The sequence below is a fragment of the Anabaena catenula FACHB-362 genome, from assembly GCF_014698735.1.
GTDB classification, from domain to species: Bacteria; Cyanobacteriota; Cyanobacteriia; order Cyanobacteriales; family Nostocaceae; genus Anabaena; species Anabaena variabilis_A.
In genome coordinates this window covers 42,718-58,609 of the sequence record NZ_JACJTQ010000003.1, presented here as the reverse complement: position 1 = coordinate 58,609, position 15,892 = coordinate 42,718, and the positions used below count along the sequence as shown (strand labels likewise).

The 15,892-nt window shown below is 39.1% G+C and carries 18 protein-coding genes; 8 read left to right on the top strand and 10 right to left on the bottom strand.

From position 1 onward, the window contains the following. The first annotated feature begins 10 nt into the window (after positions 1–10). The 5 genes from H6G68_RS03555 to H6G68_RS03535 all read left to right on the top strand — a co-directional run bounded on the left by H6G68_RS03555 (position 11) and on the right by H6G68_RS03535 (position 3,513). Complete coding sequence (locus H6G68_RS03555; RefSeq protein WP_190905384.1) at positions 11–781, top strand: SDR family oxidoreductase; 771 nt, start codon at positions 11–13, stop codon at positions 779–781. Positions 782–846: 65 nt separating this feature from the next. After that, positions 847–1,095 carry a regulatory protein SipA gene (sipA, locus tag H6G68_RS03550; RefSeq protein ID WP_190905383.1) on the top strand — a complete coding sequence of 83 codons (249 nt, stop codon included), beginning with the start codon at positions 847–849 and terminating at the stop codon, positions 1,093–1,095. A 50-nt stretch (positions 1,096–1,145) separates the two neighbouring features. After that, positions 1,146–1,703 carry a peroxiredoxin gene (locus H6G68_RS03545; RefSeq protein ID WP_190905382.1) on the top strand — a complete coding sequence of 186 codons (558 nt, stop codon included), beginning with the start codon at positions 1,146–1,148 and terminating at the stop codon, positions 1,701–1,703. 345 nt (positions 1,704–2,048) lie between these two features. Next, positions 2,049–2,918, top strand: coding sequence for a polyphosphate kinase 2 family protein (locus tag H6G68_RS03540; protein ID WP_190905381.1), 870 nt, complete (start codon positions 2,049–2,051; stop codon positions 2,916–2,918). Between the two features lie 139 nt (positions 2,919–3,057). Then, positions 3,058–3,513 (top strand): DUF29 domain-containing protein, encoded by a 456-nt coding sequence (locus tag H6G68_RS03535; protein WP_190905380.1) that lies wholly within the window; start codon positions 3,058–3,060, stop codon positions 3,511–3,513. Between the two features lie 11 nt (positions 3,514–3,524). Here the strand turns inward: H6G68_RS03535 and H6G68_RS03530 are convergent, their stop codons facing one another. The 9 genes from H6G68_RS03530 to pedR form a co-directional block, all read right to left on the bottom strand. Continuing rightward, complete coding sequence (locus H6G68_RS03530; RefSeq protein ID WP_190905379.1) at positions 3,525–4,451, bottom strand: phosphodiester glycosidase family protein; 927 nt, start codon at positions 4,449–4,451, stop codon at positions 3,525–3,527. Between the two features lie 179 nt (positions 4,452–4,630). Beyond that, complete coding sequence (locus H6G68_RS03525; protein ID WP_127055362.1) at positions 4,631–5,077, bottom strand: hypothetical protein; 447 nt, start codon at positions 5,075–5,077, stop codon at positions 4,631–4,633. A 27-nt stretch (positions 5,078–5,104) separates the two neighbouring features. After that, positions 5,105–5,272, bottom strand: coding sequence for a ribbon-helix-helix domain-containing protein (locus H6G68_RS03520; protein ID WP_016952441.1), 168 nt, complete (start codon positions 5,270–5,272; stop codon positions 5,105–5,107). Positions 5,273–5,342: 70 nt separating this feature from the next. Next, a complete protein-coding gene (locus tag H6G68_RS27550; RefSeq protein WP_277925369.1) occupies positions 5,343–5,474 on the bottom strand; it encodes a hypothetical protein in 132 nt (43 codons plus the stop codon). Positions 5,475–5,586: 112 nt separating this feature from the next. Then, entirely contained in the window at positions 5,587–6,840 is a 1,254-nt protein-coding gene (locus H6G68_RS03515) for a DUF4912 domain-containing protein (protein ID WP_190905377.1), read from the bottom strand. 444 nt (positions 6,841–7,284) lie between these two features. Next, the gene (rfbB, locus tag H6G68_RS03510; RefSeq protein ID WP_190905376.1) at positions 7,285–8,355 is read right to left on the bottom strand and encodes a dTDP-glucose 4,6-dehydratase; all 1,071 of its coding nucleotides are present in this window, start codon (positions 8,353–8,355) and stop codon (positions 7,285–7,287) included. 83 nt (positions 8,356–8,438) lie between these two features. Next, positions 8,439–9,437, bottom strand: a complete 999-nt coding sequence (locus H6G68_RS03505) for a glycosyltransferase (protein ID WP_190905375.1) — start codon at positions 9,435–9,437, stop codon at positions 8,439–8,441. Between the two features lie 247 nt (positions 9,438–9,684). Beyond that, positions 9,685–10,338: a DUF6391 domain-containing protein gene (locus H6G68_RS03500; protein WP_190905374.1), complete on the bottom strand. Its 654-nt coding sequence runs from the start codon at positions 10,336–10,338 to the stop codon at positions 9,685–9,687. Between the two features lie 420 nt (positions 10,339–10,758). Beyond that, positions 10,759–11,034, bottom strand: coding sequence for a photosynthetic electron transport-dependent transcriptional regulator PedR (gene pedR / locus H6G68_RS03495; protein WP_190905373.1), 276 nt, complete (start codon positions 11,032–11,034; stop codon positions 10,759–10,761). Between the two features lie 351 nt (positions 11,035–11,385). Here pedR and H6G68_RS03490 point away from each other — a divergent pair, with 351 nt between their 5' ends. Further along, entirely contained in the window at positions 11,386–12,366 is a 981-nt protein-coding gene (locus H6G68_RS03490) for a carbohydrate kinase family protein (protein ID WP_190905372.1), read from the top strand. Here the strand turns inward: H6G68_RS03490 and H6G68_RS03485 are convergent. Then, positions 12,363–12,845 (bottom strand): gluconokinase, encoded by a 483-nt coding sequence (locus tag H6G68_RS03485; protein ID WP_190905371.1) that lies wholly within the window; start codon positions 12,843–12,845, stop codon positions 12,363–12,365. The genes H6G68_RS03490 and H6G68_RS03485 overlap by 4 nt on opposite strands. 201 nt (positions 12,846–13,046) lie before the next feature. On the opposite strand from H6G68_RS03485, the gene H6G68_RS03480 reads away from it, so the two are divergent. Together H6G68_RS03480 and H6G68_RS03475 are read left to right on the top strand one after the other, a co-directional pair. Further along, positions 13,047–14,522 carry a catalase gene (locus H6G68_RS03480; protein WP_190905370.1) on the top strand — a complete coding sequence of 492 codons (1,476 nt, stop codon included), beginning with the start codon at positions 13,047–13,049 and terminating at the stop codon, positions 14,520–14,522. 323 nt (positions 14,523–14,845) lie between these two features. Continuing rightward, complete coding sequence (locus H6G68_RS03475; RefSeq protein ID WP_190905369.1) at positions 14,846–15,874, top strand: DUF2235 domain-containing protein; 1,029 nt, start codon at positions 14,846–14,848, stop codon at positions 15,872–15,874. Positions 15,875–15,892: the final 18 nt, after the last annotated feature.

The following is a 15,892-nucleotide window of genomic DNA, read 5'->3' as shown; positions in this document are numbered from 1 at the left end:
ACTATTGAAAATGCTCTCTCTAGAAAACCAAATCGTCTTAATCACCGGTGCAAGTAGTGGAATTGGTGCAGCTTGCGCTAAAATTTTCGCTCAGGCTGGTGCAAAACTGATATTAGCCGCTCGACGGTACGATCGCTTGCAAGAATTTGCTAAAACCTTAAATTTACCAGCTGACAAAATCTATTTATTGCAACTTGATGTGTGCGATCGCACTGCCGTCGAATCCACCATCTCTAATTTACCCCCAGATTGGTCAAATATTGACATCTTAATCAACAACGCCGGATTAAGTCGCGGATTAGATAAACTCCATGAAGGCGATATCCAAGACTGGGAAGAAATGATTGATACTAATATCAAAGGTTTGCTTTACCTCACCCGCTACGTAGTTCCCGGTATGGTTGCCCGTAATCGTGGTCATGTAATTAACCTTGGTTCCATTGCCGGACATCAAACTTACCCCGGTGGTAACGTCTATTGTGGAACCAAAGCCGCAGTTAAAGCCATTTCTGAAGGTTTGAAACAAGATTTATTAGGAACTCCCATCCGTGTAACATCTGTTGACCCTGGGATGGTGGAAACAGAATTTAGTGAAGTCCGTTTTCATGGTGATACAGAACGCGCCAAAAAAGTTTATCAGGGACTTACTCCCCTTACCCCCGATGATGTAGCTGATGTCATATTTTTCTGTGCCACGCGATCGCCTCACGTTAATATTAACGAAGTCATTCTCATGCCCGTTGACCAAGCTAGTGCAACCTTAGTTAACCGACGCATTTAAAAAACCTAATTGGGCAAATCCCTGCTAAAAATTAAGAGTTCCTGCACATTCCCAACCATCTTAAAATGTCCCAAGAATTTCCTATCGGTAGTAAAGTCCGTGTCGTAGAACTACCACCCTACGTCAAAACCGCTGACCCCATGCCCATGCTACGCCCTCCTAACGTAATTAGCATTGGCGAGGAAGGTATAGTCCTTGACCGTCGTCCCGGAGGATACTGGGGCGTGCGTTTTGGACAGGGAGCCTTTCTCATAGAGAGCCAATACATTGAAAGCACTGAAAAACTTCCTGAATCTCAACCCGAATCAGAATAGCAGCCACCAAGAATGATAACTTAACATAAGTTATTATTCAGGTTTACACAATGATTTCCCGCCGCACTTTTATCAGCATCTTATTTGCCACTTGTTTGTCCCTGATTAGTTGGTTAAACTTCACCCCCACTGCTCATGCTTTAGGTGGTAAACTACCGACAATTAACCAACCAGCACCAGAGTTTACATTACCCACCAATACAGGAGAGGGCAAAATTTCCCTCTCTGACTTGCGTGGTAAATGGGTAGTTCTGTATTTTTATCCCAAAGATTTCACATCTGGCTGCACAATCGAAGCACGTCGTTTTCAGCAAGATTTGCCCAAATACATAGAAAAAAATGCGGAAATTATCGGTGTTAGTGCAGATGACATTGATTCCCACGCCGAATTTTGTGACTCAGAAGGGTTAAAATTCCCTTTATTAGCTGATACTAACGGCGCAGTCAGTAAAACTTACGGTTCTTGGATAGGCTATGTATCTATGCGCCACAGTTTTATCATTGATCCTCAGGGTGTTCTCCGTGATACTTTTGTTAAAGTCAACCCAAATATTCACAGTGCAGAAGTTTTAGCGCGACTGGAAAAACTACAGTCAGCCGCTTCTTAATTCAAATTTCAAAAAGTTAAAACACAGAGGGATTAAAAGTTAGTTGAATTTACAGCAGAATTCAGGAGTCAGGAGTCAGGAGACGCTTCGCAGACCTTCGGTTCAGGAGTCAGGAGTAAAACTGGCTTTGTGTATAGGTTTCAATTTAGATTTTGTACTTCCTAACTACGCAACCTGCTGTATCAACATTTCTCTCCTCTGTATTCTCTATTTGTTCTCTATTTACCCTGAAGTGATCACCTCTTTTTTATGAATAATTGATAATTCTTCATTCTCTCCGCGTCCCCTTGTCACCGTGTCACCGCGTCCCCCTATCCCCAACTCCCCATTCAGGTAATATTTCCAATGAATCAAGATCCTTTTATAGTTCCACCAGGTACAAAGATTTCTTTAAAAAATGACTATAACCCAAGTTATCAAACATCCTCTGAAGAAAAAGTCGATGCCAACATAAAATTAACAGCAGGTATTCAACAATTAGCTAATTATCAAGATATTCTTTATGCTCAAAACACCTATGCCTTGCTGATTATTTTTCAAGCAATGGATGCTGCTGGTAAAGATAGCACCATTAAACACGTAATGTCTGGTATTAATCCCCAAGGATGTCAGGTTTTTAGTTTCAAAGCACCAAGTGCAGAAGAATTAGACCATGATTATTTATGGCGAACAATGAAGGCTTTACCAGAACGGGGACGAATTGGGATATTTAACCGTTCATACTATGAAGAAGTACTAGTAGTGCGCGTACATCGAGAAATTCTAGAAAAACAACAACTTCACTGTATTCCTCAAGGTAAACATATATGGCAACAGCGTTTTGAGGAAATTAATAATTTTGAAAAATATTTAGTAAATAATGGAATTATTGTTCTCAAATTTTTTCTTAATGTCTCAAAAAAAGAACAGAAAAAACGATTTCTAGATAGAATTCAATCACCAGAAAAGCATTGGAAATTCTCAGCTAGTGATGTAAAAGAACGTGCTTTTTGGGATGATTATATGCTCGCTTATGAAGAAGTTTTTAATCACACTAGCACTGAATTTGCACCTTGGTATATTATTCCTGCTGATCGTAAATGGTTTACAAGGTTGATAGTTGCTGATATTATCTGTAAAAAATTACAAGAATTAAATTTACAATATCCAACTCTTAGTGAAGAGCATAAACAGCGACTTTTGGAAGCTAAGAAAATGTTGGAAAGCGAAGATTAACTTACGGTAGGTTTCGTTGCTTGTAGATGAGAGTGCGATAGCGCAACTGCTGAACCGTTAGGTCTGGGAATCGTCTTGGCTGAATACTTAATCCATTATATAATGTAATCATCATCCTATCGAGTCAGGAGAAATTATTATGCTGACTACTGATACTAACAAAACATTATATGAACAAGATTTTTACTTATGGATACAAACCACGGTTAAACTATTGCAGGAAGGTAAACTAGAACAATTAGATATTGATAATTTGATTGAAGAAATCGACAGTATGGGGCGGAGTGAAAAGAAAGAATTAAAAACTCGCTTAATAGTCTTAATTGAACATTTATTAAAACTGCAATATTGGACAGAAGAGAAAGATGATAATGCCAGAGGTTGGCGCAATACGGTTGTTGAGCAAAGACGACAAATAGCTTATACCCTGGCAGATAGTCCCAGTTTGAAATCTGTCTTGAATGATGTATTTATAGACTGTTATACAGATGCTAGAAATGATACCCTCAGAAAATATCAACTTGACTCAGAATTATTCCCCGAAGAGTCACCCTTCTCTTTAGTTGATATTCTCAATGCAGATTTTATACCCTAACTTTAAAGCCCTCACTTTTTATAAATCAAAAACGCCGATCCAATTGGCCCAAAGTTTTCCAAATAGATTTTCTTGTTGTAATACAATCCCGGAGACATTCCTCCATCAAATAAAATCCCTTCTTGAATTCTCCCTAAACAGTTATTTCTAGCAATTCCTTCTAATACATCATCAAACTGACTGGGTAGCAACTCTTTATTATTTGCAGAAATTTCCAGACTAGAATTAGCTTTTGCATCATTGACTAACAGAATTACATAACCTTTACTTGTAATCGCAGCCATAGAGCGATTAGTTGCACCTTTACAAGCAAATTCTCCCAAGGCTTTACAAATATCTTTAAACTTACCTTGACTATAAAATCTACCATTACCACCCACTAAATTGTAATTAAGAGAATTCGCTCCTCTTCTCCCAGTATCAATAGTAGCTCTACGTTCCCTTGGGTTTCCACCTGATATCCCAAAGGAAGAACGTTTATTTTTAAACGCACCTGAATACTCTACCCCACGAGAAATATTTAAACCTTGGGGTTTATTCACAGTATCTATATAGTCAGCATTAATAGCTGCAATTGGTGATTTACCATTTAATTTAGAGTTTTCATCCGCAATCAATTGACCAAACTGTTTGGGTATGAATTCTTTGCGAAAGTTGCCTCTACTATCTTTAGCATATATTTTATGAGCTAAACCCACATTAACTTTAAAATCTAGTTCTGCTGATTTAGGATTAAAAAGAATCACATGATTGATACCTTTACTGTATCTTTCACCTTGATTATTAGTCTTCAAAAATTCAATACTAAACTGAGAATTATTACCAGGACACTGAGCAGATGGTTTTGGTGCTGAATTAGCTGCCATATCCTGACAACCTAATAATAAACCGGCGCTAATTATTGGAATAGATATCAAAAATAATTTATTTGCGTTCATCTGTGTTTATCTGCGGTTATGATCACATAAAAAAACCGCTACAGAATTACTATAGCGGGGATTATTACTGGATCTAACAAATCAATCATTGAATTTCTTGCCTGATCATCCTCTGCAATATTTTATCTGCTAACTGTCCGATACAAAACAAATCACAGTAAATGAATTCACAATCCGCTTTAATCTTTTTGCCTCAGTAATTGCTCTAAAATCCTCTCCAGCCTCTCTATAGCAGCATTTGTTGATTGTTGGCTATCTCGTAATTCGAGAACTACATTATTTACTACAGCATTACGCGCTTTGGTTGTATCCACAAAATCATCAATTTTGTGGCTTAAGCGGTCAAACTGCTCATCTACTTTGACAATAAAGTTGTCAACTTTTTCACCCATGACTTGAACTTTTTCACCCATGACTTGAACTGTTACGGATAACCCGTCAAGCTGTCTTTGGGTGATATCTTGCCTTTCTGATAGCCTGTCAATGCGATTATTGGCTGATTCAGCATAGGAAGCGGCTGATATCAAAAGCTGTTTGACAGTCTCAAACTCATCATCTAACTGCTGTAGGTGTGAGTCGATGTTGGTTAGACGGGTGTTGGTGTCTACTGGCTGTGGGTTGGTCATGCCGATTTTTGCTGGCTGTGCGTGCGGCTAACTGGCTTTCTGGTCTTGAGGTTTGTAGCTCTGAATTGCTCGTGTAATCATCCGTTCTACAAGATTGGATAATGTACGATCTTCAGCATTTGCAATACTTTCTAACTCTTCTCGTAGTTCATGTGAGCAAGTAAATGTAATTTTTGCCTTTTTAGTTTGACCCATAGCTTCAGAAAGTATAGATACCTTAAGGTTACATTCTCGCTCAGTCAAAAACCAAATATTTTAGAAGCTCTTAGAAGCTATAGATAACTTCAGAAGTTATAGATAATATAACAACAGATAAGCCAATCAGACAAGTATCTGTCAGCGATCGCTCACTAATCCCCTCATAAATATTGGTGTCAACAGCTGTTGCGGCTCGCAAAGCAGGTTTTTAAGTACATATCATGAAAAAAACCGCTACAGGATGACTATAGCGGGGATTATTAAAAATTGCAGTTATGGCGTAATGTAAAATTCAATGTGAAATCCAAAAATTACGAAAGCCATTCCAGAACAGCTTCTTCTTTGGTATTGGTATTGCGAGAAGGTGTTTCACGCTCAAACTTCATGTGAATTGAACGGCTTTGTTCACCATCAGCAGCAACAGCTAAAATTGGGTAATCAATTAAACCATCTTGGAAGGACATTTGGAAACGGAATGTACCATCTGGATTGAGTTTAATGGGACGACCACCAATAGTTACATTCGCATCTGGTTCAGTTGCACCGTATACAATCAATTCAGCGTCAGCAATTAACCAGAACTGACGAGGACGTACAGGTACTGCGGAAGCAGAGAAACCAACACCAGACATACCTACACCGGACATGGTTAAACCAGATACGGTAGGAACTGCCCACATACCCACACCAGATGGGAAAACATAGGAACTGATAGCTTGTTCTGGACGTACAGAACCGGCTACGTGTTGCATGGAACCGAATATAGAACCGGCTACCCGTTGTGCTTCGGCAGATTCTGCTAAACCAAAGATTTGGTCATAAATGGGGTTGCCATTTGCAGTTCCAGGAGCAGCAGTAGCGGCAATTTTCTTCGCGGGGGGAACCAATTCATACTTCGTCTTACCACGCAAGTCTTCTTCAAAGTCTACGGTGATGAAGACATCTTCAATCCAGTCGGAAGGATAGACGGGAGGAATGTGAACTCTTGCAGAACGAGCTAATACCAACCAACGACCATCTGCGGTACGATAACCGATATCGATAACATAATCGCGATCGCTCACCGGAATTGGTAAATACCATTCTCTTGCTAGTTCATCAGCAGGATATTCCTGAATACTGTGGGGGCTTTGATGTTCGATATTAATATCAGTAACATCATAAATCCGCAGTGCTAGGGTCTGTCCGCCTTGACGACGAAGTTCTTCTTTGTGATCATTGGGAATATCCCAGTATGTGTAAGCCCATTGAGGATCACGAGGTAATAAAACAATGCGGCTTTCACCATAACCTGCTGGTAAATCGGCAAGTGCCTCATCCACATCAGCTAGAGAGCCACCAGTACGATCTTCCTGACCTAATTCAAACTTTGCTGCTTCCACGGTTTCCTGTGCCTCCAGTGAACGAGATGGACTAAGCGAAACTTTGTTGCGCTGGATTTCTTGAATCGATGCCAGCAATTGAGATTTACGCATTCGGCTATAGCGAGAAACACCGAATTCACTTGCAACTTTACGAAGTTGCCGTAATGTCATCTCCTCTAGCGGGGGGCGTTCTTTTGCCATTAATTTGGCCTCCAGTAGTTTTAAAGGTAAATGATTTCCCCGGGTTATAGAATGGTTATTAAAATGTCACCTATCCCAGATGAATTTCTTATTCCTGACTTCTGGTTTTGCCCAGTTTATAAGTGTTTTAGTTTGTTTTTAAATTGAGATTTACAAACTTTTGATTCCTCGTCCTGCCATCATTAGCATTTCTTCGGGATCAGCGGTTTGCTTTCGTTAAATAGATATTAACCGGTAATCATGCCTAGTGAGCAAGGGGTCTAAAGACGGTTTTTGGTCTGTTTGACGTATTTATTAGCCATTCGGGGATCACTATGTCAGGAAACTCTGACATAAAGAGTTTTAGATGGGGTATTTATATCAAGATTCCATGACATTTGAGTTTTTAGCCCTGAGATTCCCGATTTTTCAAAGAAGTCGAGAATCTGATTGATTAATTGATACTCATACACTGCTGCTGTAATTTTGCCGATAATAGTCTTGATATTCCTCAGACAGCAGCGGTTTCCACCAATCATGATTTTCGAGATACCATTGCACTGTGAGGCGTAAACCCTCGGTAATTGTCACAGAAGGACTCCAACCAAGCTCAGTTTTCAACTTATGAGCATTAATTGCATATCGTCGGTCATGTCCGGGTCTATCTTTGACAAAAGTAATCAATTTTTCTGATGGACGCACTGGTAAATCAGGTGCTAACTCGTCCATAATTTGGCATAAAGTTTTTACCAGACTGATATTTTCTACTTCATTATTACCGCCAATATTGTAATTCTTCCCCGGTTTTCCTTGATGAATTATCACATCTAAAGCATGACAATGATCATCAACATAAAGCCAATCTCGGACATTTTTACCATCTCCATAAACTGGTAATGGCTTACCCATTAAAATATTGATGCACATTAAGGGAATCAGCTTTTCTGGAAATTGAAAAGCCCCATAATTATTAGAGCAATTGGTGATAATTGCAGGTAATTTATAAGTATGGTAATAAGCACGAACTAAGTGATCACTTCCAGCTTTTGAAGCTGAATAAGGACTATTAGGAGCATAAGCTGTAGTTTCCGAGAAAGCCGGTTCATTTGGGGATAAACTACCATAGACTTCATCAGTAGAAACATGAAGAAAAAGATAATTATCTGGTTTTGCTTTTGTTTCCCAATGTTGACGGAAGGATTCTAAAAGGGTAAAAGTTCCCACTACATTAGTTTGTACAAAAGCCCCAGGAGCAAGAATTGAACGATCTACATGAGATTCAGCAGCAAAATGAGCTATTGTATCAATATTTTCTTCTACTAGAATTTTATCAACAATAGAACCATCGCATATATCTCCCTGGACAAATCGAAAATTCTCGTGTTCCTGAACTAACTCCAAGTTGAGGAGATTTCCAGCATAAGTTAGAGCATCCAAAACAACCACGCGGTCATTTGGATAAACCCGACACCAGTGATGTACAAAATTCGCACCAATAAACCCCGCACCCCCAGTCACTAGTAAACGACGACTCATAGAAATAGAAATTTTAGATTTTGGATTTTGGATTAGATTTTGGATTAGATTTTGGATTTTGGATTTTATATATATTGGTTGAATTATTTTTGAAAAAATTTCTTTTTCACTTTACTATATACTCTTTGGATAAATAGTTTTGTTAAACGCAATCTTGTTAAATTTTGAATCTTTGTTGAGTAATGGCTTTTGTTGTCAAAAAACTCATTTATTTCCACCAAAATTACTGTAAATCGCTGAATAATATTCTCAGCCCGGTACTCTGATAAAACCTCTGTTGATAACGTTAAAGAAACTGGAGATGTTAAAGATTTTAAAATTCTTTTTACATCATATTCTAAAGAATAGCCAGCAATTTTATAGCAATTAAATCCAGGATCTAAGTAATCAGAAAGTCCACCGTTAACACTAGAAAAAACTTGACAACCACAAGCGAGGGCTTCCATTGGTTGTAAACCAAAACCTTCACTAACGCCTTGTTGCGCCCAATATTCAGCGGAGTCGTAAAGATAAATTTTCGCTCGGTTGAATAATCCCGGTAAATCTTCGATATAAGAGTCAACGACAAATACTTTGCATTTTTGCTGCAATGCGGGAATTAATTCTTTGATTAAATATTCAGAAGATTTTCGAGTTTGAACTAAAACATCAATATCTCGCTCAAGATGCAAATTTGTAAATTCATCAGCGATTTGATTAGGTAAATAATAAATTAAAGAATTCGGTGATTTTTGTCCCCAATATCCCATCGTGTTACGGCTAACTGTAATGATGGGAATATCTGACGGTAGATTGAAATTATAACCCGCAGTGTGAGCATGATAAATTACATTATACTTTTGCAGTTTAGGCGCTAGTTTAGCAATATCAAATCCCCAGCTAATCACAAAAATAACATCATTTAAGTTGTTTTCTTTGAGCAGATCATCCAGAAAAATCTGACCTTTTTCGCGTTGACGATAAGTGACAACTTCCGCATTACAAATCTGTTGAGCCAAATTAACTGTTTTTAACTCTGCCCAAAGACCACCACAGGCAAATTTTCCATCTGTACCAGGAACTAAAAAGTAAAGTTTTCTCATAACACAATTAATATAAGCGGTATTCACTTGAAGAAGATACAAAATTTACGGTAAAAACCATACAGAAAAAGACTTTTACTCCTGAATCCTGAATCCTGAATCCTGAATCCTGAATCCTGAATCCTGACTCCTGACTCCTGAATCCTGACTCCTGACTCCTGACTCCTGAATCCTGACTCCTGACTCCTGAATCCTGAATCCTGAATCCTGAATCCTGAATCCTGAATCCTGCATTCTGCCATAGTATTTATCCACACCACTTCACTTTGACAAAATGTGATTCACGTCCCCAATCATCACGTGTCCGAATAATATTTTCAGTCTCAAGGTTAAAGGGGATAGCTGTTGTTAAATAACGTTGAGCGATAGAACCTAAATAGGGTGCAAGTTCAGATGCTGTTGTCGCTGCTAAACCTAAACCTATGAGTTGTTCAATTGGTCGAAATGGTAGCAATAAATGCACACCTACAGATAATCCAGCAGTTAATAGCATTGCTACCGATAAATTTGTACCGCAACGGGGATGCACGGCTAAATCCCATTCTCCACTGGTGAGACGATGTTGGGCTAGTGTTACCGCACGTCGCAAATGACTGATATTCACATTACCGTAAAGGTAAAATCCATCTTCTGTAGACAAACCGCCTAATAATTCGTTATCCAATTGCACATTTGTTGGCTTTCCTGAAGGGGAATAAGCGTGTTTAGTTTCACTGAGAACCCAAACAGTAGCGTGTTCTAGGGCGTGAACCTGACGCAGCATGAGAATTTCTTGCAACCCAGGAAGAAAAGATAGCTGTTTGAGTAATTCAGCATCTTGCTTGGGTGATGGTGCTATAAAGTCAAGGTTCAAAAAGTTAAAGGGAGATGAGCCATCTGGAAAAGAAGCAGTAGTATTCATTTTCCCCCAAGCGGATAAAGCAACATAGATTTCTTTCCAATGTAGCGCTTGTACAACTAGATTATTGCTAATTTTTGTGGATAATTTTTTGAAATTTTTTGAAAAAGATAAAGGTGTGGGGAAAAGAGTAAATACAAATTATACCCTTTTCCCCTTATGCCTTCCCTGACTTCTTCTAAAAGTCTATTGATTCCTTGAGCCTTTCCTCGGTTATCTGATTTGCCCAATTGTAAGAGGAATTATGATATACAGGTTCCGATACTGAAAAGAAAGTTGATTCCTTAGCGTCAACTCCCGCTAAGTGAAAGTTGCGGAACTTGTGGTAGAGGTTCACACTGAAAAAGAGGAGTGAGGAGGAGAACAATCAGTAAACCTCAAAATTGACTTTTCAGCACACCAGACAGGAATAATAGCTATCGACTAACTAACGGTTTCATCGTTATGCTTGGGAAGAGTACAGCAATTGACATCGTTTAAGCATACTTTTCCCCATTGTAAAGCCCAACGAACCAAAGCGACGCGGTTATCGGTCTTGGTTTTGGTGAGAATATTGCTGATATGGTTATCAACTGTACGTTTGCTGATCTCCAGTTTGGCTGCAATCTCTTGGTTAGTTAAGCCAGCGGCCACTAAGTCGATAATTTGCAGTTCTCTGTCTGACAGACTAACAGGGGTCCCAGACTCACTAGCAGCCATGACTTATTTATTCCTCCCTTGGTATATGTACTCAATCACTATTCCTAATTCTAAAAGATTCTCTCAGAGGTAGGCATTACAAATGTTCCCAGTAATACCAAAGTCCATATTTTCTTTGGATTTGATCTGGAGGTTAATGTAGTCCATTAAATATTTTGTATTAAATAGTACGTTTTGTCATCAAAATTTTCTTATCTACTGAGGTAAAAAATTTGGAAATTTAAAAGCAGATACGCTCTATTTAGTCACAAAAATTGCTATTGTATTCTATGAATAACTGGAGACAAATGAATAAAGTTTGTTATAGATTTTATACATATTCATAATCCCAAGTCGTAAATCAAAAATGAGATGAGTAATCCCCGTGTTTTGTGCCTTGGCGAAGTTTTGTTTGATTGTTTAGCTGATCAATTGGGGCTAAAGCTAGAAGAAGTGCAGTCTTGGACTCCCTACCCAGGGGGAGCGCCTGCTAATGTCGCTTGTGCTTTAGTGAAGTTGGGAACGCCAGCAGGGTTTATTGGCGCAGTAGGAGAGGATGAACCTGGTAATACTCTGGTGAAGCTATTGCAAGATGTAGGTGTAGATATAACAGGTGTGCAACGTCATCCTACAGCACCAACGCGACAAGTTTATGTTACTAGGGATTTGGCAGGCGATCGCACTTTTGCCGGATTTGGCGAATATGAGACTTCAGAATTTGCCGATACCCGTCTTCAAGCCAAGCAATTACCACATTCCCTGTTTGATGAAGCCGACTTTTTGGTAGTAGGAACTTTAGAACTGGCCTATCCTGAAAGTGAGCAAGCTGTTTTGCGAGCCTTAGAGTTAGCAGAACAATATGACCTGAAAATTATTCTTGATGTAAATTGGCGACCAGTATTTTGGCAAGATGAAAATACAGCCAAGGCAAAAATTCACGCATTATTAAAGAGATTTGATTTTCTTAAATTGACAAAAGAAGAAGCAGAATGGTTATTTAATACTACAGACCCTGGAGCGATTACTTATCGCTTGAATACATTAGAAGGGGTTTTGGTGACAGATGGTGAAAATGGTTGCGCTTATTGTTTAGGTGAGAATGAGGGCAAATTACCTGCATTTTCTATACCTGTTGTTGATACTACGGGTGCGGGAGATAGCTTTTTGGCTGGGTTTATCCATCAATTACATCAATCTGGTATTCAAAATTTGAGGGATGGAGAAACCGCAAAACGAGTTATAACCTATGCCAGTGCTGTGGGGGCGCTGACTACTCTTAAACCAGGTGCGATCGCTTCCCAACCTACTGCGGCTGAAGTCGATGCTTTTCTAGCTTCTCATCAACTGGCCTAAATCTCTAAAGCAGTGATAATCTTCTCTACAATCACTTCAGGCGATTCAGAAACATCAACGCAGATACAATTATTTGGCTCTTCAAGGTCATAAAACTGGCTTTTGAGGAGCTTTTCGGTCATAAAGTGATTTTGTCTTGTTTTTAGCCGTTTTTCAATCACATCAAACGCACCTTTGAGATAAACTAGCTGAACACAGTTATTAATGATCAGCATTTGCCGATAACTAGCTTTAAGGGCAGAACAGGCTAAAATCACATTTTTATTTTCTTGTTGCCAAATTTTGATCTGGGTTTGTAAATCTTCTAACCAAGGCATTCTATCGTCATTATTGAGGGGAATACCACCCTGCATTTTTTCGATGTTAGCTGGTGGGTGAAATGTATCAGCGTCGCTAAATTCCCAGTTTAGTGATTCTGCTAAAAGTTTACCAATGCTAGTTTTACCAGAACCAGAGACACCCATTAAAAGAATAATCATCAGGTTATCAGCTACTTTTTCACCTATTTGTTACAGAATTTGATGATCATGTAACCCCAATATTACATTTCATTTCGATTTATATATATGGCTTTTCAGTTGCAGTCGTATCGAATATGGTTAAAACAACTCATAACGACTACGTTTAAGAAAAGTTTATGAGTTCGTATCTAACAAAAAATATAGTCCATCTTCAAAATTATGACTGACAATAAAGCCTTAACAACTGCCGAGGGAATCCCAGTTGCAGATAACCAAAACTCCTTGACTGCTGGCTCTCGTGGCCCTGTACTGATGCAAGATTTTTACTTAATTGAAAAATTGGCTCACTTCAATCGGGAACGCATTCCTGAGCGAGTAGTCCATGCAAAAGGAGCAGCGGCTTTTGGAACATTTACCGTCACCCAAGATATTACTCGTTATAGCAAAGCTAAAGTTTTTGCTGAAATTGGTAAACAAACCCAAGTTCTCGTGCGTTTCTCCACTGTCGGGGGTGAAAAAGGGTCAGCTGATGCGGAACGTGACCCTAGAGGTTTTGCAGTTAAGTTTTATACAGAAGAAGGTAATTGGGATTTAGCAGGCAACAACACGCCTGTTTTTTTCATTCGTGACCCCCTGAAGTTCCCTGACTTTGTTCACACACAAAAGCGCAATCCGCAAACAAACTGCAAAGATGCTAACGCCATTTGGGATTATTGGTCATTGAATCCAGAGGCTTTGCATCAGGTAACAATTCTCTTTTCAGATCGGGGAGTTCCTAAAAGCTATCGTTATATGCACGGTTTTGGTAGTCATACCTTCAGCTTAATTAATGAGCAAGGACAAAGAGTTTGGTGCAAGTTCCACCTGAAAACCAAACAAGGTATTCAAAATCTGACCTCAGAAGAAGCCGTCAGAGTGAAAGGAGAAGATCCAGATCATGCTACCCGCGATTTGTTTGAAGCCATAGAACAAAAAGATTATCCGCAGTGGGATGTGAGTATTCAGGTAATGACTGAGGAACAAGCAGCCCAACACCCAGATAATCCCTTTGATTTAACCAAGGTTTGGAAATTTTCCGAATATCCCTTAATTGAAGTTGGGATTCTAGAACTCAATCGCAATCCTGAAAACTATTTTGCTGAAGTTGAACAGTCAGCATTTTCTCCATCTAATGTGGTTCCTGGTATCAGCTTTTCTCCCGACAAAGTGCTACAAGCTCGCATCATGTCCTATCCAGATGCTCAACGCTATCGGATTGGTGCTAACTATCAGCAATTGCCAGTTAACCAACCAAAATGCCCAGTAGCGCATCACCAGCGGGATGGGGCGATGGCATTGGGGAATAATGGTGGTAATGCACCCAACTATGAACCGAATAGCCATGAGGGTAGTCCTCAGCAAAATCCAGCTTATGCAGAGCCAGCTTTGGATTTAGGCAATGTGAAATGCGATCGCTACAACCATCGTGAAGGGAATGATGATTACAGCCAAGCTGGGGATCTTTATCGCATCATGACACCTGATCAACAAGAGCAACTGATTCAAAATATTGTCGGGAGTTTGAGTCAAGCAGGGACTGATATTCAAAAGCGCCAAATCTGCCATTTCTTTAGGGCTGATGTGAATTATGGTCGTCGCATAGCTGAAGGATTGGGTATCGTGATTGACCCGGCAATGATACCCACTTCTGCTTAACCTATTCAGGTGTAGCTAGATCAATACTTTCTCGTTTTCTCGTTCCCATACAGAGTATGGGAATGAATTCTATAAGGCTCTGCCTATGGCTCTAGGGGAGCGTAGAGTTAGAGTCACAGTCTCTGTGATTGCATTAAGAGTCGGAAACTGGGAACGAGATATTTTGTACTTAATTAGTGAGATGAGATTGCTTGAGAAATATTTAAATATCATTACTTTTTTGAGCTTATTTACCCTATTAGAGGTTAATATACACAAAATTATAGCCTTGTCAAAATTTTTACTATCAAAATTCAGAATTTTCTCTAGAGGAGTGAATGTAAATGAAACGGATTATTGTCTGCTGTGATGGAACCTGGCAAACATTAGAAGCTCCATATCCAACGAATGTGGTAAAACTGGCTGAAGCTATTAAACCACTCTCTGATGATCACATTTATCAAATATTATTTTACGACGAAGGTCTGGGAACTGGAAACTTAATCGATAAAATCGGAGGAGGTGCTTTTGGCGTGGGAATTGACCAAGCAATTCAAAAAGCCTACCGTTTTTTATGCCTCAATTATGAAGATGGAGATGAAATTTATCTATTTGGTTTCAGTCGTGGTGCTTATACTGCACGCTGCTTGGCTGGATTAATTTATTGTTCAGGATTATTGAAAAGACAATACATTCGGAAGATTCCACAAGCTTACGAGCTTTACCGAAATAGAGATAAAGATACTCATCCTAGTGGTAAAAAATCAGTTGAATTTCGCCAAAAATATGGTGAAAATGTACCTATTGAAGTCTTAGGATGTTGGGATACTGTAGGTTCATTAGGTATTCCAGATCTGATTCCTTATATTCCTATAGACAACTGGATTAATAAGAAATATAAGTTTTTTGATACTAAGCTCAACCACCTTATTAAGAAAGCATTCCATGCGGTTGCGATTGACGAAACTCGCAAAGCATTTGATGTAACTCCTATGACTCCTAATGCTGATATTAAAGACCAAGTGACACAAATATGGTTTCCTGGTGATCACGGTTGTGTGGGAGGAGGAACAGAATCAACGAGAGGTTTATCAGATGCGGCACTCGATTGGATGATGGCTCAAGTATCTGCAATTGGACTAGACTTAGATAAAAGCTGTGTTGAATATGGGATTAAACCAAATGCTCAAACTCTTTTTCAGAAGAATTCAAAAGTATTCGATATTCTTTTACCAAGGATATTGCGCGAAGTTGATGGTGAGTTTTCAGATTTGGATGTCACTGTAAAGAAGCGTTGGCAGGATTCTTCGCTCAAGTATAAACCTAAAAATCTGGAAAAATTCCAAGATCAACTTAATGCCTGGAAACCATAATATCTAGACACTACATTT